Here is a 16277-nt window from a genome sequence, read left to right as displayed (position 1 = left end):
ATGTTGGCTGGTGTGGTTAAACGGGCATTTCGCCCAAATAAATCTGTGCAATCTGGTCGTCATTGAGCAGCGCTTTCGATTCGCCATGATGAACAATGCTGCCGCTGTCCATCACCCACGCGCTGTCGGTGACTTCCAGCGCGAGACGGGCGTTTTGTTCGATGAGCAGCAGGGCAACGCCGCGCTCGCGCAGGCCGGCAATGACGGCAAAAATGTTTTCAACCATCTTCGGCGCGAGGCCCATCGACGGCTCGTCGAGGATCAGCAGGCGCGGGCGGCTGAGCAGGGCGCGGTTAAGGGCCAACAGCTGTTGCTCACCGCCGGACAGCAGGCCGGCAAGCTGATGCTGGCGTTCGCCCAGGCGCGGGAAGCGCTCGAAAATCTCGTTCATTTCGCGATTAACGGTGACAGTGTCACGTCTTAGCCAGGCGCCCATCTGCAGGTTTTCCAGCACCGTCATGCGGGAGAAGATCCCGCGGCCCTCCGGGACCATCACCAGCCCGTCGCGCAGTAGCGCCTCGGGCCTGTGTCTGCGGACGTCTTTACCGCGGAATTCAATAATGCCGCTAAAGCTTTCCAGTCCGGTAATGGCGCGCACGGTGGAACTTTTCCCCGCGCCGTTAGCGCCGATCAGCGTCGCCTGTTCACCCTCGTGCAGGGTAAAAGAGACATCGCGGACGGCCTGAATACCGCCGTAATGCACGTCCACACGTTCCACCTTCAGTAACTCAGACATGGGCGTTTCCTCCAAGCCAGGCGGCGATCACTGCCGGGTCTCGACGTACGTTCTCCGGCGTGCCGCTGGCAAGCGTTTTGCCGTAATCCAGCACCGTCAGGCGATCGCAGATGCCCATCACCAGCTTGACGTCATGCTCAATCATCAGCAGGGTTTTGCCGTCATCGCGCAGGCGGATTAGCAGTTCGCCGAGCGACACTTTTTCCGCTGCGTTCATCCCGGCGGCGGGTTCGTCCAGCGCCAGCAGCAGCGGATCCGTTGCCAGCGCGCGGGCAATCTCCAGACGGCGTTGATGACCATAGGCCAGATCGCAGGCGCGGTAGTGGGCGAACCTGGCAATGCCGGTGTACTCCAGCCAGTGCCAGGCCAGTTCCCGGGTCTGCCTCTCCTCTTCACGGGCGCGTTTGTGACGGCTCAGCGCGGCCCACAGGCCGTTACGGGTGCGCACGTGGCGACCCACCATCACGTTTTCCAGCACCGACATGTCATTAAAGAGGCGCACGTTCTGAAACGTGCGGGCAATCCCGGCGGCGGTGACTTTCTCAATGTGCTTTGGGAAATAGGGCTTGTCGGCAATCGAAAATTCACCACTGTCCGCCGGATAAAGCCCGGTGATCAGGTTAAAGCAGGTGGTTTTTCCCGCCCCGTTGGGACCAATCAGGCCATAGATCTCACCCTTGTTCACGGTAATCGAAACGTCATCTACGGCAGTCAGCCCGCCGAAGCGTTTTGACATGTTGCGTACGGTTAACAGGCTCATGCCTTCACCTCCTTGTGGCGCACCGGCCAGATGCCTGAAGGACGCACCAGCATGACCAGTACCAGCGCCAGGCCGTAGAACAGCTGACGCAGCACTTCCGGGTCAATCAGTACCGTACCGAACAGCGCCTGCTGAACCGGCGCTGCCTGACTGCGCAGCAGTTCCGGCAGGGCGGTAAGCAGTATCGCGCCCAGGATCACGCCAGGAATGTGTCCCATACCGCCCAGCACCACCATCGCCAGCACGGCAATGGACTCCTGTAACGTGAAGGATTCCGGGGAGACAAAGCCCTGAAACGCGCCGAACAGGGCACCCGCCACGCCGCCAAAAGAGGCACCCATCGCAAAGGCCAGCAGCTTATAGTTACGCACGTTGATGCCCATCGCGCGCGCCACATCCTCATCTTCACGGATGGCGTGCCAGGCGCGACCAATACGGGAATGCTGCAGGCGCAGGCAGACAAAAATAATCGCCACAATCACCAGCATCAGCAGGTAGTACCACAGCCACAGCGCGGGCACTTTGAAACCAAACCAGTGGTATACGCCGCTGAACTTCAGGCCGAACAGGTTGAGCGTATCCACCCCGGTAATACCCTTCGCACCGTTGGTGATGTTCACCGGTCGGTCGAGGTTGCGCATCAGAATGCGGATAATTTCGCCAAAGCCGAGGGTTACTATCGCCAGGTAGTCCCCGCGCAGCTTCAGCGTAGGAGCACCGAGTAAAATGCCGCAGACCGCCGCGACGAGCGCCGCCAGCGGTATAATCAGCAGATATGAGGTGTGCAGCCCGTCAGGGAACCAGACGCTGAGGACAGGAAATACCGCCAGAAGGTGTGGGGAGGCCATTAGTGCCGCAAGGTAGGCGCCGACCGCGTAAAAGGCGATAAAGCCCATGTCCAGCAGGCCGGTATAGCCCACCACAATATTGAGCCCGAGTGCCAGCATGATGTAGAGCAGGGCGAAGTCGATCACACGTACCCAGTAGTTGCCGCCAAGCTGCGTGGCCATTACGGGAGCAATCAGCAGCGCGAGGCAGAACAGGACCATGCCTGACCAGAATTTGCGCGTCGTCGTCGGGGCCTGAAGTTGAAGTGTTGTCATGGTATTCCTTACGCCCTGTGCGCCACGCGCTCGCCCAGCAGGCCTGCCGGACGGAAGACCAGCACCAGAATCAGGACCATAAAGGCAAAGACATCCTGATAGTTGCTGCCAAAGACGCCGTGGGTGAGTTCCCCCAGATAACCTGCGCCCAGCGCTTCGATAATGCCGAGCAGGATCCCGCCAATCATTGCGCCACGAATGTTACCAATGCCTCCCAGCACGGCGGCGGTAAAGGCTTTGATTCCGGGCAAAAAGCCCATTGAGAAGCTGGCGTTGCCGTAGTTGCTGGCCATCATGACGCCTGCCAGCGCGGCAAATACGCCGCCAATGGCGAACGTCAGGGTAATAATGGCATTGGGGTTAACCCCCATCAGCGTGGCCACGCGCGGGTTTTCCGCCACGGCACGCATGCCGCGGCCCAGGCGGGTGTATTCCACCAGCAGCCATAGCCCGGTCATTACCGCAAGCGCCAGCGCCACGGTAACAATGCCGGTGACGGTCACAATGGCAGGGGGATGCTGTTCACTTCCTGACGTCACGGCGATCGGATCCATGGGCAGGATCTGCGGGAACATCAGCGGGTTGCGCGTCCAGATAATCATCGCCACGGTTTGCAGCAGGACCGAGACACCGATACCCGAGATCAGCGGCGCGAGCCGGGGGGCATTGCGCAGTCTACGGTAGGCAAAGCGTTCCACGGCCATCGCCAGCAGGGCGCAAACGGCCATGGCAATCATCAGGGCAACGCCAAGCTGCAACAGCAGCGGCATATGCGGGAAGGTGGTGTTCAGGGCGTTAATGGCGGAAAGCGTGGTGAGCGCACCGACCATCAGAATATCGCCGTGAGCAAAGTTAATAATGCGCAAGATGCCATACACCATGGTATAGCCCAGCGCGATCAGCGCGTAGATGCTTCCCAGCATCACACCGTTGATCAGTTGTTGTATGAGTGTATCCAACGTCTGTACCCGCAAAGTGCTGTTTCAGCGGCTACCATCCAATAAATGAATTAAATTGTAAAATACACATATATTATTTCTTATGATAAACCGGCATTGCTTTATCTTAATGATTTGTATAAAGATAATGTAATCGCGTTTCCGGCTAAAAAGCCTAAAGAAATCAACATATGAATAAAACAGAACAATCGGCAGATTTGTCCGCGTATGCAGACAGTCGCCTGGCAAACGATCCGCCGCTTCGGGCTGTCCGTGCCTTTGAGGCCATCGCCCGGCTGGGCAGCGTCACGCTGGCCGCGCAGGAGCTGGATATCTCTCCGTCGGCGGTAAGCCATCAGCTCAAGGTGCTCGAAGGATACCTGCAAATGCCGCTGACGGAACGTCAGGGGCGCAGGCTGGTGCTGAGCCAGCACGGACGTGAATATTACCGCTCGATCCGCGCGGCGTTTAACGTGCTGCGCCAGGCAACGGAGCACCTGGCGGAGCAGGCGCAAACGCGTCAGGTCACCATCAGCCTGATCCCGCTATTTGGCATGGGGTGGTTCATCCCACGTTTACCTGCGTTCATGCGCGCCAATCCCCAAACCGAGATCAACGTGGTGTATGCCAACCATCGTAACTACCTGAGCGACGCGTCGGATATGTCGATTCGTTTTGGTAACGGGCAGTGGGCGGGCTATCAAAGCGAAAAGCTGATTTCCGGTCAGATGGTACCGGTGTGCAGCCGTGCGTTTTTGCGCGTTCATGGCCACATCGACACGCCTGAACAGCTGCTGCAAATGCCGCTGTTGCATGATGAAGAGCGTACGAGCTGGACGCAGTGGTTTTTGTTGCAGGGGGTAAAACGTCCGCTCCGGCGCAGCGGCCCGCTGTTTGAAGACGGACTGTTGACGCTGGCGGGCGTACAGGCTGGTCTGGGCTGTGCGCTAATGCGTGAGCCGCTGATTGCGCCGTATCTTGAGAGCGGCGAGCTGGTGAAGATATTTGACTTACCGATTGATGACGGGCGCGATTATTACCTCTGCGTGCGTACAGACTCAGAGATGACCGAGGACGGCAAGCTGCTGCAAAACTGGCTTCGTTGGGCTGCGAACGGAGAGTCGTCAGCCGGATAGGAAGATAAAAAAAGCCAGCTTGTTCAGCTGGCTTTTGTAGTGACAACATTTAGAACTGGTAGGTCAGACCCAGCGCCACGATGTTGTCTGTACCGATGCCTGCCTGGCGAGTGAACTTGTTGTCGTCGAGCAGGTTGATTTTGTAATCCACGTAGGTGGACATGTTTTTGTTAAAATAGTAGGTCGTGCCAACATCGATGTATTTAACCAGATCCTGGTCGCCGAAGTTTTCGATGTCTTTGCCTTTAGACTGCAGGTAAGCGATGGATGGACGCAGGCCAAAGTCGAACTGATACTGAGCCACAACTTCGAAGTTTTGCGCCTTGTTGGCAAAGCCGTAGATGTCGGTACGCTTGTTGTTAGAAGTACCGAAGCGGGTTGCGTTATAGGTCTGAGAGTACTGCGCAGCAAGGTAAATGTTGTTCGCGTCGTATTTCACACCACCGCTGTATACTTCAGCGCGGTCGCCTTCACCGTATACGCCAGCCGCATTCTGGTCAGCGGTACGACGTGAAGAGGACATTGCGCCACCCACGCTGAAGCCTTCACCCAGATCGTAAGTCAGGGATGCGCCATAGCCGTCGCCGTTCTGGTTCAGCAGGCTGCGACCGCTGGTGTTTTCACCCTCTACGCTGCCGTTTTTGCCCTGGTACTGCAGAGCAAAGTTCAGGCCGTCCACCAGACCAAAGAAGTCCTGGTTACGGTAGGTCGCGACGCCGTTAGCACGTTGCTGCAGGAAGTTGTCAGCGCCGTAGGTATCGCCGCCAAATTCTGGCAGAACGTCAGTCCAGGAAGTTACGTCGTAGATTACGCCGTAGTTACGACCGTAATCAAAGGAGCCTGCTTCAGCAAACTTCAGACCTGCAAACGCAACACGGGTCCAGGACTTGTTGTCGCCTTCTTCCTGGTTGCCCTGAATCTGGTATTCCCACTGGCCGTAGCCGGACAGCTGATCGTTAACCTGGGTTTCACCCTTGAAGCCGATACGCATGTAGGTTTTATCGCCATCTGCGCCTGCGTCATCAGAGAAATAGTGCAGACCTGTTACTTTACCGTACAGATCCAGCTTGTTACCGTCTTTGTTGTAAATTTCGGCAGCGTTAACAACGCCTGCTGCCAGCATGGAAGTGACTGCCACTGCAACTAATTTAAGTTTCATCTTAAATGTTCCTTATAATTTTTTTTCAGTATTTCCTGAACCACTGTGAACGATTTCTAAACGAGGCTGCTCGTCAATGGCATGCTATTTTTAAAAATCTCGTAGTCTTATTTCAATAATAAGTTTCAAATTATTAAAGGTAATTTCAATTAGTGTGATCTCGATCATGTGAAAAGGCGATTATTCAAACAAAGCGCCCGAATTTTATACGATTATTAATTATGTTATCTGCGGGACTATTGCCATCGCTATAATTTCTGTGAGTTTTAGTATATTAAGTTAGATTTCGGCATTCCCGATGTGTTGAGGGGGGGGCATTAGTTTTTGGGCTTAATAACAGTGAGTTAGGGGAGGGTTTAAACGTATATTGCGAATATTTGCATGGATGTGTCAGAATTGAATTATTACATTCAACGCTATCCATAGTGTTAATATTCATGGTTGACTAGTTTCATGTCGTTGTCAGTTTGTGTCAATTATCTTGTTGAGCGTTTACAGAAGGTGCCAAATATAAACCGAAATTAAACAGACATCCTATTATTAGGATAAATATTCTGAGGTGCGATCACACTTTAAATTTATGTTAATTATGTTGCCGGGTTGAAATTTACCCGGCCGTGCGAGAAAGCATTATTTTCTTGTTGCGTACCAGCAGAGTAACGACCCGGCGCAGACCATCAGGGCGCCTTGCCAGAACGAGAATGAGAGGGGGGAACTCAGCACTGCGGCGGCAAGCGCGGCTGAAAGGACCGGGGTAAAATAGGATACGGCAGCCAGAACCGTGACGTTACCGTGCAGGATGCCAATATTCCATGTGGCGTACCCAAACCCAAGGGCAATGCCGCACATGACGAGTTTCACCACCACCGGAAGCGTGAACACCATCTCTGGCTGATCGCTCAGGGTATATTTCACCCACAGACTCAGCGCGGTCAGTAAAACAAACAGGGTGATGCCGTTTTGTCCTTTCGCAAATTTGCTGGTGACCGTGCAGTAGGCGGCCCAGATAAAGGCCCCGGCAAACGCCAGCGCGTAGCTCAGCGGGCTGGAAACGATATTGCGGGTTATTTCATCAAGATGTAAACCCTGTTCACCGCCCAATACCCAGCAGACGCCCAGCAGCGAAATGACCAGGCCGGGGATCACCCACAGGGTAGATTTCTGTCCGTTGAACAAAATGGCAAACACAATGGTCAGGCTTGGCCAAAGGTAATTCACCATACCGACTTCAATCGCCTGCGATCGCGTTGCGGCATAGCCCAGCGACAGCGCCAGGCATATTTCGTAGCTGACAAATAAAACGCTGCCCGCAATAAGATATCGCGGTGAAAACCGTCTGATATCAGGAAATCCTACCGTCACCAGACACAGTAATCCGCTGAGGGTGTAGATCATCGCCGCACCGCCTACCGGCCCCAGTCCCTCACTCACGCTGCGAATAAGGCCGACCATGGTGCTCCATAACAGTATTGCCGCCAGCCCAATAAGCGTTGCCTTTTTTCTGTCCATTACTTCGCCATTGCAATAAAAATCAAAGGAAAAATGTATCGCATTACGCCTGTCGCTGTCGTGAATTATTCTCTTAAGCCGTTAATCAAAAAGGGGTAATGAAATGTACCGGGGGTGACTATTAAGGGGGGGAAGACAGATGACCTTGATTTGACGCAAAAAAATCAGGGGCTTTGCTGTTAGTTTGCGGCGCGAAATGTTTTCAGATAACGAGGACAACAATGGACGTCAGCCGCAGACAATTTTTTAAAATCTGCGCGGGCGGTATGGCCGGAACAACGGCAGCCATGCTGGGATTTGCTCCCAAAATGGCGCTGGCTCAGGCACGCAACTATAAGCTGCTGCGCGCGAAAGAGATCCGTAACACCTGCACATACTGCTCCGTAGGTTGTGGGCTTTTGATGTATAGCCTGGGCGATGGCGCAAAGAACGCCAGAGAAGCGATTTACCATATTGAAGGGGATCCGGATCATCCGGTGAGCCGCGGGGCGCTTTGCCCGAAAGGGGCGGGGCTGCTGGACTATGTTCACAGCGAAAATCGCCTGCGTTACCCGGAATACCGCGCGCCGGGTTCTGATAAATGGCAGCGTATCTCCTGGGATGAGGCCTTCTCCCGTATTGCCAAATTAATGAAAGCCGACCGCGACGCCAACTTTATAGAAAAGAACGCGCAGGGCGTAACGGTTAACCGCTGGCTTTCCACCGGGATGCTGTGCGCGTCTGCGGCAAGTAATGAAACCGGCATGCTGACGCAAAAATTTGTGCGCTCTCTCGGCATGCTGGCGGTAGACAACCAGGCGCGCGTCTGACACGGACCAACGGTAGCAAGTCTTGCTCCAACATTTGGTCGCGGTGCGATGACCAACCACTGGGTTGATATCAAAAACGCGAACGTCGTGGTGGTGATGGGCGGTAACGCCGCTGAAGCCCATCCGGTGGGGTTCCGCTGGGCGATGGAGGCGAAAAACAACAACGATGCGACGCTTATCGTCGTCGATCCGCGCTTTACGCGCACGGCATCGGTGGCCGATATCTATGCGCCAATTCGCTCCGGTACGGACATTACGTTCCTGTCCGGCGTGCTGCTGTACCTGATCGAAAACAACAACATTAACGCGGAATACGTTAAGCACTACACCAACGCGAACCTGTTGGTGCGGGATGACTTTGCCTTCGATGACGGACTGTTTAGCGGCTATGACGCCGAAAAACGGCAGTACGACAAAGCGTCCTGGAACTATCAGTTCGATGATAACGGCTATGCGATGCGGGATGAAACCCTGACGCATCCGCGCTGCGTGTGGAACCTGTTGAAGAAGCACGTTTCCCGCTATACGCCGGACGTGGTGGAAAACATCTGCGGCACGCCGAAAGCGGATTTCCTGAAGGTGTGTGAAGTGCTGGCCTCAACCAGCGCCGCCGACAGAACCACCACGTTCCTGTACGCGCTGGGCTGGACGCAGCATACCGTTGGCGCGCAGAACATCCGCACCATGGCGATGATCCAGCTGCTGCTCGGCAACATGGGCATGGCGGGTGGCGGCGTGAACGCGCTGCGCGGTCACTCCAACATCCAGGGGCTGACCGACCTCGGTCTGCTCTCGACCAGCCTGCCGGGCTACCTGACGCTGCCGTCTGAAAAGCAGACGGATCTGCAAAGTTATCTGGCGGCGAATACGCCAAAAGCGACGCTGCCGGACCAGGTGAACTACTGGAGCAACTATCCGAAGTTCTACGTCAGCCTGATGAAATCCTTCTACGGCGACGCGGCGCAGAAAGAGAACGACTGGGGCTTTGAGTGGCTGCCGAAGTGGGACCAGGCTTACGATGTCATCAAGTATTTCAACATGATGGATAAGGGCAACGTCACGGGCTACATCTGCCAGGGCTTTAACCCGGTGGCCTCCTTCCCGGACAAAAACAAGGTTGTGCGTAGCCTCAGCAAGCTGAAGTACATGGTGGTGATCGATCCGCTGGTGACCGAGACCTCCACCTTCTGGCAGAACCACGGGGAATCGAACGATGTCGACCCGGCATCGATTCAGACCGAAGTGTTCCGCCTGCCGTCCACCTGTTTTGCGGAAGAGGACGGCTCGATAGCCAACTCCGGCCGTTGGCTGCAGTGGCACTGGAAAGGCCAGGACGCCCCGGGCGAAGCGCGTAACGACGGCGAAATCCTTGCCGGGATTTACCATCGCCTGCGCGAGATGTACCGCACCGAAGGCGGTAAAGGCGCTGAGCCGCTGCTGAAGATGAGCTGGAGCTACAAGCAGCCGGATCGTCCCGAGTCTGAAGAAGTCGCGAAAGAGAACAACGGCATGGCGCTGGCGGATCTCTATGATGCTAACGGCAATCTGGTGGCGAAGAAAGGCCAGCTGCTGAACAGCTTCGCGCTGCTGCGCGACGACGGCACGACGGCGTCGTCCTGCTGGATCTACACCGGCAGCTGGACGGAGCAGGGTAACCAGATGGCCAACCGTGACAACGCTGACCCTTCCGGGTTGGGCAATACGCTGGGCTGGGCATGGGCGTGGCCGCTGAACCGTCGCGTGCTGTACAACCGCGCGTCTGCAGACGTAAACGGCAAGCCGTGGGATCCGAAGCGCATGCTGATCCAGTGGAACGGGGAGAAATGGACGGGGAACGATATCCCGGACTACAACACCGCCGCGCCGGGCAGCAACACCGGGCCGTTTATCATGCAGCCGGAAGGGCTGGGACGCCTGTTTGCGCTCAACAAGCTGGCGGAAGGGCCGTTCCCGGAGCACTACGAGCCGATGGAGACGCCGCTGGGCACCAACCCGCTGCACCCGAACGTGGTCTCCAGCCCGGTGGTGCGTATCTACGAAGACGACGCGCTGCGTCTGGGCAAAAAGGACAAATTCCCGTACGTGGGGACGACCTATCGCCTGACCGAGCATTTCCACACCTGGACCAAGCACGCGCGGCTGAACGCCATCGCGCAGCCGGAGCAGTTTGTGGAGATCAGCGAGACGCTGGCGAAGGCGAAAGGTATTGCCAACGGCGACCGCGTGAAGGTCAGCAGCAAGCGCGGCTTTATTCGCGCGGTGGCGGTGGTGACCCGTCGTTTGCAAAGTCTGAACGTGCATGGTCAGCAGGTGGAAACCGTCGGTGTCCCGCTGCACTGGGGCTTTGAAGGCGTGGCGCAGAAAGGCTACATCGCCAATACCCTGACGCCAAACGTCGGCGATTCCAATTCGCAAACGCCGGAATACAAAGCGTTTCTGGTCAACATCGAGAAAGCGTAAGGAGCGATTCAATGGCGATGGAAACACAAGACATTATCAAACGCTCCGCGACTAACCCGATAACGCCCGCGCCTCGCGCGCGGGACTACAAGGCAGAAGTCGCCAAGCTTATCGACGTCTCCTCCTGCGTGGGCTGCAAGGCCTGCCAGGTGGCCTGCTCGGAGTGGAACGATATCCGCGATGAGGTGGGGCACTGCGTGGGTGTCTACGACAATCCGGCGGATCTGAGCGCCAAATCCTGGACGGTGATGCGTTTTAGCGAAACCGACCAGAACGGCAGGCTGGAGTGGCTGATCCGCAAAGACGGCTGCATGCACTGTGAAGATCCGGGCTGTCTGAAGGCGTGCCCTTCAGCGGGCGCGATTATTCAGTACGCCAACGGGATCGTCGACTTCCAGCAGGACAACTGCATCGGCTGTGGGTACTGCATCGCGGGCTGTCCGTTCAATATCCCGCGCCTCAATAAAGAGGATAACCGGGTATACAAATGCACCCTGTGCGTGGACCGCGTCAGCGTCGGGCAGGAGCCTGCGTGCGTGAAGACATGTCCCACCGGGGCGATCCACTTCGGCACCAAAAAAGAGATGCTGGACGTGGCGCAGCAGCGCGTCGATAAGCTCAAAGCGCGGGGCTACGACAAAGCGGGCATTTACAACCCGCAGGGCGTGGGCGGTACCCACGTGATGTACGTGCTGCACCATAGCGACCAGCCGGAGCTGTACCACAATCTGCCGAAGGATCCGGCGATCGACACCTCCATTAACCTGTGGAAAGGGGCGCTTAAACCGCTCTCAGCGGCGGGCTTTATCGCGACCTTTGCGGGGCTGATTTATCACTACATCGGTATTGGGCCAAACAAAGAGGTGGATGACGACGAGGAGGAGCATCATGAGTAAGTCGAAAATGATAGTGCGCACGAAGTTTGTCGATCGCGCCTGTCACTGGACGGTGGTGATCTGCTTCTTCCTGGTGGCGGTGTCGGGGATTTCGTTCTTCTTTCCGACGCTGCAGTGGCTGACCGAAACCTTCGGTACGCCGCAAATGGGGCGCATTCTGCACCCATTCTTCGGCGTGCTGATCTTTGTGGTGCTGATGTTTATGTTCGTGCGTTTTGTTCATCACAACATCCCGGACAAGCAGGATATCCCGTGGGTGAAAGGGATTGTTGAAGTCCTGAAAGGTAACGAGCATAAAGTGGCGAAGGTGGGGAAATACAACGCCGGCCAGAAGATGATGTTCTGGACCATCATGAGCATGATTTTTGTGCTGCTGGTGACCGGAGTCATTATCTGGCGTCCGTACTTTGCCCACTACTTCCCGATTCAGGTGGTGCGTTACGCGCTGCTTATCCACGCCACGTCGGCCATCATCCTGATCCACGCCATCCTGATCCATATGTATATGGCCTTCTGGGTGAAAGGCTCGATTAAGGGGATGATTGAAGGGAAGGTGAGCCGCCGCTGGGCGCAGAAGCATCATCCGCGCTGGTATCGTGATGTGGAGCGTCTGGAAGCGAAACAGGAAAGTACGGAAGGATTGAAGTAAACCCTGCGCCGTCGGCTCTGCCCGGCGGCGCTGCGCTTGCGCGGGCCTACTCTTCAAATCAAAACCGCTCCTCCACATACCGGAACGGGTATTTTGTGGGTTTGACTTTGCCGATTTTGCGTTTCGGTAAATCCACCTTGTCTACGTGTATTTCTTTATACGGGATCTGCGAAAGCAGGTGCGAAATAATATTCAGTCGCACGCGTTTTTTATCTTCTGAACGTGCCACAAACCACGGCGCCCAGGCGGTATCGGTGGCTTCAAACATAGCGTCGCGCGCGAGGGTATACTCGTCCCACAGGTTAAAGGATTTAATATCCATCGGCGATAGCTTCCAGATCTTACGACCATCGTTAATACGGTCGCGCAGGCGACGCTCTTGCTCTTTAGGCGTCACCTCCAGCCAGTACTTCAGCAGGATAATCCCGGCATCGACCATCGCTTTTTCCATCACCGGTGCGCCATCCAAAAATTTCTCCACCTGTTCCTCCGTGCAGAACCCCATAACCCGCTCAACGCCCGCGCGGTTATACCAGCTGCGATCGAATATCACGATCTCGCCTGCCGAAGGCAGGTGCGGTACATAGCGCTGGAAGTAGAGCTGGCTTTTTTCTTTTTCAGTTGGGGCAGGGAGCGCAACAACGCGAAACACGCGAGGGCTGACTCGCTCGGTGATGGCTTTAATGGTACCGCCTTTACCGGCACCGTCGCGTCCTTCAAAAACAATACACACCTTGAGTCCTTTGGCGACGACCCACTGCTGGAGCTTAACCAGTTCCACATGCAGGCGACGAAGCTCTTTTTCGTACTCTTTCGTCTTCAGCACGGGTTTAACCACGCTATCTACACTCGCTTTGGTCACGGTCACTGCTTTGGTTTTATTCTGTTTTGCGTTTCCCATGATAATCCTCATCTCCGGAACGTGTGATGTGCTTAGAAGGAACTAACACTTTGAAGTGTAATGCTGACCTGCAACCTTCGCGGGAATTTTTGATATGTGTGTCTGATAAGCGTGTTTCTCTTCATCAGGCAACGAGGTAGAATGGTGAATGGTACTGTATGAATAAACAGGTGGTGTGATGGCATTGATTTTTGAGGGCGAAAAAATCGGTCGTACTCGTTTTACCGGCGAGAAAATAGAGAATGCGATCTTTCGTAACTGCGACTTTTCAGGCACGGATTTAACCAGCACGGAGTTTATCGGCTGTCAGTTCTATGACCGGGAAAGCCAGCAGGGCGCTAAGTTTACTCGGGCGCAGCTTAAAGATGCTATTTTCAAAAGCTGCGATTTATCGATGGCAGATTTCAGGCATTCGAATGCCTTAGGCATCGAAATCCGTGAATGCAGGGCGCAAGGGGCTGATTTTCGCGGTGCCAGTTTTATGAACATGATCACCACGCGTACCTGGTTTTGCAGTGCTTATATAACAAAAAGCAACCTGAGCTATGCCAATTTTTCGAAGGTGGTTCTGGAAAAATGCGAGTTGTGGGAAAACCGCTGGAACGGCGCGCAGATCCTGGGGGCAACTTTCAGTGGTTCGGATATGTCAGGCGGCGAGTTTTCTTCATTTGACTGGCGTGCAGCAAATTTCACACACTGCGATTTAACCAATTCGGAACTGGGTGAACTGGACGTGCGTGGCACTGATCTACAGGGTGTTAAGCTGGACAGTTATCAGGTGTCGCAAATTATGGAACGCCTTGGCATCGCGATTATCGGCTGACAATATTCACAGTCTGCGCTGTATAAATGGATTAACGTGTCAGTCTGCCAGTTTGAACTGGCTCACCATACAAGATTATTCAATAATGCACGCTGCGAGTGATTAACCCGTGGTTGAGGTATGAAAAAGACAATATTATCGTTGGCGCTTGGCACATTTGGCCTGGGCATGGCCGAATTTGGCATTATGGGCGTGTTAACCGAGCTGGCGCATGACACCGGTATTTCGATTCCCTCCGGCGGGAATATGATCTCGTTTTATGCCTTCGGCGTGGTGATTGGCGCCCCGATTATGGCGATGTTCTCAGGCAAGTTCTCGTTAAAAACGACGCTGCTGTTTCTGGTTGCCCTGTGCGCGGTTGGGAACGCCCTGTTTACCTTTTCAACATCATATTTCTGGCTGGCGACGGGACGCTTAATTTCCGGTTTTCCGCACGGCGCGATTTTCGGCGTCGGGGCGATTATCCTCTCTAAAATTGCGCCGCCGGGGAAGGTGACGGTCGCAGTGGCGGGAATGATCGCCGGGATGACCGTGGCCAACCTGGTAGGCGTCCCGCTCGGCACCTGGCTGGGGCACCAGTTCAGCTGGCGTTATACCTTTTTCCTGATTGCGGTGTTCGACGCGCTGGTGATCCTCTCGGTTCTGCTCTGGGTGCCGGACATCCACGACACATCAGAAATCAAATTGACCGAGCAGTTCCACTTTCTGAAAAAACCAGAACCCTGGTTGATTTTTGCCGCCACCATGTTTGGCAACGCCGGGGTGTTCGCGTGGTTCAGCTTCGTTAAACCGTTTATGGTCAACGTTTCAGGCTTCACCGAAGGCGTGATGACGATCATCATGATGCTGATGGGGCTTGGCATGGTGCTGGGCAACCTGTTGAGCGGCAAACTCTCGGGGCGTTTTAGCCCGCTGCGCATTGCGGCGACCACCGACATGGTGATTGTCGCCTCGCTGCTGCTGCTTTTCGCCTGTGGTGAACTCAAAACGGCCTCGCTGATCATGGGCTTTATCTGCTGTGCCGGGCTGTTCGCGCTCTCTGCGCCGCTGCAGATCCTGCTTCTGCAAAATGCGAAGGGTGGCGAAATGCTGGGGGCGGCAGGGGGGCAGATGGCGTTTAATCTCGGCAGCGCGATCGGGGCGTACTTTGGCGGGATGATGATTACCCTCGGCTTTAGCTGGCGCTACGTCACGCTGCCTGCGGCGATACTCTCGTTCTCGGCCATGAGCGCGCTGTTGATCTACGGTTACCTGCGGGCCAGACGGGCTCAGGCTAACGCGCGTGCGCTAGCCTGATTGAATTCAGGCAAGCCAGGGCTCACCCAGGGTCAGCATCAGGCGGTTGGCCCAGGCGAAGAATGCGGCGGACTGCACCAGATCAAGCTGGGCTAAGGTGTCCAGCCCCTCTTTTTCCAGCGCGGCAAGGTGCAGCGGCGTGGCGGCAGGCGGGGTAACCGACAGCGCCGCTGCAAAATCGATTTCCGCCTGCCAGCGCGCAGATTGCCCCTCGCTCAGGGATTGTCCCGGACGCACGGCCAGCAGGGCCTCTACCGCCGGGTCATCCTTTGACAGCTGGCTGGCTTTCCGCGCATGGACAGATGCGCAGTAGATGCAGCCGTTAATTTTACTGGTGACCGTTGCCGCCAGCTCGCGCTCGGCGCGCGGCAATCCCCCCGGCGTATAAAAAATCCCTTTATCCGTTAGCGTACGCTGTTCAAGCACCGGCAGGTTGCGCCCCAGCAGGCGGAAATAGTCGGAATCGGTATGGCCAAATTTTGCAAGGATGGCAACCTCATCGTCACGAAAATCCGCCAGCGGTTTTGCTGCTATCCATGGCTCCCATCCCAGCTCCTGCTGGGTAAACGCGACGGGAGCCGCCTTCCCGGTGGCCGTGGTTGCGGTCGTGTGCCAGACGCCTGCCGCCACCGGCGCTTCGCTTTTGGCGACGGGTTTGTCGTTCAGCAGCCGCAGCCCGGCAATCAGTCGGCTCTGGAAGCTGACAAACGCGATAAGCTGCGCCAGGGTCACGATGCCTTCCTTGCTCCATCCCGCCTGGGTCAGCGCCCTTAACGATGTCGGCGTGGCTTCGACGGGGGAGAAGGTCAGCAGGCGCGCGAAATTGAGCGCCGGGGTCAGGCGTTCAGAGGTGGGGTCGGCCAGACCAAACCCCGCATAGTGCGCGGCCAGCGCCTCCGCGTTGTGCCACCTGGCGACTTTTGCCGCGACGGCGAAGCGCTCGTCCAGCGCAAAATCGCTATCCTGCTGGGTAAATAAGATTTCGTAGCTGCCCTGTGCGTGGCGCGTGGCGGCGTCCCGCGTGGCGCGCGCCTCTGCCAGAGGGGAACCGGGTTTAATTTCCGCCAGCTCGGCGAGAATGTCGTGACTTAATGACATAGGT

Annotated in this window: 14 protein-coding genes; 6 read left to right on the top strand and 8 right to left on the bottom strand. The window is 55.9% G+C overall.

Annotated elements, in window-relative coordinates; all coding sequences use genetic code 11:
* Nucleotides 1–16 precede the first annotated feature (16 nt).
* The 4 genes from ACMGG5_RS18305 to ACMGG5_RS18290 are packed head-to-tail and all read right to left on the bottom strand — an operon-like array spanning nucleotide 17 to nucleotide 3558.
* The gene (locus tag ACMGG5_RS18305; RefSeq protein ID WP_090416819.1) at nucleotides 17–736 is read right to left on the bottom strand and encodes an ABC transporter ATP-binding protein; all 720 of its coding nucleotides are present in this window, start codon (nucleotides 734–736) and stop codon (nucleotides 17–19) included.
* On the bottom strand, nucleotides 729–1496 hold the full coding sequence (locus ACMGG5_RS18300) for an ABC transporter ATP-binding protein (RefSeq protein WP_061715065.1): 768 nt from the start codon (nucleotides 1494–1496) through the stop codon (nucleotides 729–731). The genes ACMGG5_RS18305 and ACMGG5_RS18300 overlap by 8 nt, the downstream gene beginning before the upstream one ends.
* Nucleotides 1493–2599, bottom strand: coding sequence for a branched-chain amino acid ABC transporter permease (locus ACMGG5_RS18295; protein ID WP_208762914.1), 1107 nt, complete (start codon nucleotides 2597–2599; stop codon nucleotides 1493–1495). Before ACMGG5_RS18295 ends, ACMGG5_RS18300 begins: the two co-directional genes overlap by 4 nt.
* A gap of 8 nt (nucleotides 2600–2607) precedes the next feature.
* Nucleotides 2608–3558, bottom strand: a complete 951-nt coding sequence (locus ACMGG5_RS18290) for a branched-chain amino acid ABC transporter permease (RefSeq protein ID WP_420278317.1) — start codon at nucleotides 3556–3558, stop codon at nucleotides 2608–2610.
* 170 nt (nucleotides 3559–3728) lie between these two features.
* On the opposite strand from ACMGG5_RS18290, the gene ACMGG5_RS18285 reads away from it, so the two are divergent.
* Nucleotides 3729–4673 (top strand): LysR substrate-binding domain-containing protein, encoded by a 945-nt coding sequence (locus ACMGG5_RS18285; protein ID WP_048992042.1) that lies wholly within the window; start codon nucleotides 3729–3731, stop codon nucleotides 4671–4673.
* Nucleotides 4674–4722: 49 nt separating this feature from the next.
* On the opposite strand, the gene ACMGG5_RS18280 is transcribed toward ACMGG5_RS18285, so the two are convergent.
* Together ACMGG5_RS18280 and yddG are read right to left on the bottom strand one after the other, a co-directional pair.
* Nucleotides 4723–5832: a porin OmpC gene (locus tag ACMGG5_RS18280; protein WP_157189238.1), complete on the bottom strand. Its 1110-nt coding sequence runs from the start codon at nucleotides 5830–5832 to the stop codon at nucleotides 4723–4725.
* A gap of 630 nt (nucleotides 5833–6462) precedes the next feature.
* Complete coding sequence (yddG, locus tag ACMGG5_RS18275; RefSeq protein ID WP_157189237.1) at nucleotides 6463–7341, bottom strand: aromatic amino acid DMT transporter YddG; 879 nt, start codon at nucleotides 7339–7341, stop codon at nucleotides 6463–6465.
* A gap of 221 nt (nucleotides 7342–7562) precedes the next feature.
* On the opposite strand from yddG, the gene fdnG reads away from it, so the two are divergent.
* From fdnG to fdnI, 3 genes are read left to right on the top strand one after another with little or no spacing between them, the layout of a single operon-like run.
* Nucleotides 7563–10610: a formate dehydrogenase-N subunit alpha gene (gene fdnG, locus ACMGG5_RS18270; RefSeq protein ID WP_420278316.1), complete on the top strand. Its 3048-nt coding sequence runs from the start codon at nucleotides 7563–7565 to the stop codon at nucleotides 10608–10610.
* 11 nt (nucleotides 10611–10621) lie between these two features.
* The gene (gene fdxH, locus ACMGG5_RS18265) at nucleotides 10622–11506 is read left to right on the top strand and encodes a formate dehydrogenase subunit beta (RefSeq protein WP_090416827.1); all 885 of its coding nucleotides are present in this window, start codon (nucleotides 10622–10624) and stop codon (nucleotides 11504–11506) included.
* On the top strand, nucleotides 11499–12155 hold the full coding sequence (fdnI, locus tag ACMGG5_RS18260) for a formate dehydrogenase-N subunit gamma (protein WP_032647378.1): 657 nt from the start codon (nucleotides 11499–11501) through the stop codon (nucleotides 12153–12155). The genes fdxH and fdnI overlap by 8 nt, the downstream gene beginning before the upstream one ends.
* A 58-nt stretch (nucleotides 12156–12213) precedes the next feature.
* Here the strand turns inward: fdnI and ppk2 are convergent, their stop codons facing one another.
* Nucleotides 12214–13056 carry a polyphosphate kinase 2 gene (ppk2, locus tag ACMGG5_RS18255; RefSeq protein WP_032647376.1) on the bottom strand — a complete coding sequence of 281 codons (843 nt, stop codon included), beginning with the start codon at nucleotides 13054–13056 and terminating at the stop codon, nucleotides 12214–12216.
* A 178-nt stretch (nucleotides 13057–13234) separates the two neighbouring features.
* On the opposite strand from ppk2, the gene ACMGG5_RS18250 reads away from it, so the two are divergent.
* Both ACMGG5_RS18250 and araJ read left to right on the top strand, forming a co-directional pair.
* On the top strand, nucleotides 13235–13879 hold the full coding sequence (locus ACMGG5_RS18250; protein WP_032647374.1) for a QnrE family quinolone resistance pentapeptide repeat protein: 645 nt from the start codon (nucleotides 13235–13237) through the stop codon (nucleotides 13877–13879).
* A gap of 120 nt (nucleotides 13880–13999) precedes the next feature.
* Complete coding sequence (gene araJ / locus ACMGG5_RS18245; RefSeq protein ID WP_420278315.1) at nucleotides 14000–15175, top strand: MFS transporter AraJ; 1176 nt, start codon at nucleotides 14000–14002, stop codon at nucleotides 15173–15175.
* A gap of 6 nt (nucleotides 15176–15181) precedes the next feature.
* Here araJ and ACMGG5_RS18240 read toward each other — a convergent pair whose 3' ends face one another.
* Nucleotides 15182–16273, bottom strand: coding sequence for an alkylhydroperoxidase domain protein (locus ACMGG5_RS18240; RefSeq protein ID WP_267216412.1), 1092 nt, complete (start codon nucleotides 16271–16273; stop codon nucleotides 15182–15184).
* Between the last annotated feature and the right edge of the window lie 4 nt (nucleotides 16274–16277).

It is taken from the genome of Enterobacter sp. BNK-34 (assembly GCF_048684445.1).
Classification (GTDB): Bacteria; Pseudomonadota; Gammaproteobacteria; order Enterobacterales; family Enterobacteriaceae; genus Enterobacter; species Enterobacter pseudoroggenkampii.
This window is presented reverse-complemented; position numbering and strand designations above follow the sequence as displayed.

Coding starts and splice junctions, on each gene's coding strand:
- ACMGG5_RS18305 (WP_090416819.1), bottom strand. CDS start 736: ATGTCTGAGTTACTGAAGGTGGAACGTGTGGACGTGCATTACGGCGGT.
- araJ (WP_420278315.1), top strand. CDS start 14,000: ATGAAAAAGACAATATTATCGTTGGCGCTTGGCACATTTGGCCTGGGC.
- ACMGG5_RS18295 (WP_208762914.1), bottom strand. CDS start 2,599: ATGACAACACTTCAACTTCAGGCCCCGACGACGACGCGCAAATTCTGG.
- yddG (WP_157189237.1), bottom strand. CDS start 7,341: ATGGACAGAAAAAAGGCAACGCTTATTGGGCTGGCGGCAATACTGTTA.
- fdnI (WP_032647378.1), top strand. CDS start 11,499: ATGAGTAAGTCGAAAATGATAGTGCGCACGAAGTTTGTCGATCGCGCC.
- ACMGG5_RS18250 (WP_032647374.1), top strand. CDS start 13,235: ATGGCATTGATTTTTGAGGGCGAAAAAATCGGTCGTACTCGTTTTACC.
- ACMGG5_RS18240 (WP_267216412.1), bottom strand. CDS start 16,273: ATGTCATTAAGTCACGACATTCTCGCCGAGCTGGCGGAAATTAAACCC.
- ACMGG5_RS18285 (WP_048992042.1), top strand. CDS start 3,729: ATGAATAAAACAGAACAATCGGCAGATTTGTCCGCGTATGCAGACAGT.
- fdxH (WP_090416827.1), top strand. CDS start 10,622: ATGGCGATGGAAACACAAGACATTATCAAACGCTCCGCGACTAACCCG.
- ppk2 (WP_032647376.1), bottom strand. CDS start 13,056: ATGGGAAACGCAAAACAGAATAAAACCAAAGCAGTGACCGTGACCAAA.
- ACMGG5_RS18280 (WP_157189238.1), bottom strand. CDS start 5,832: ATGAAACTTAAATTAGTTGCAGTGGCAGTCACTTCCATGCTGGCAGCA.
- ACMGG5_RS18300 (WP_061715065.1), bottom strand. CDS start 1,496: ATGAGCCTGTTAACCGTACGCAACATGTCAAAACGCTTCGGCGGGCTG.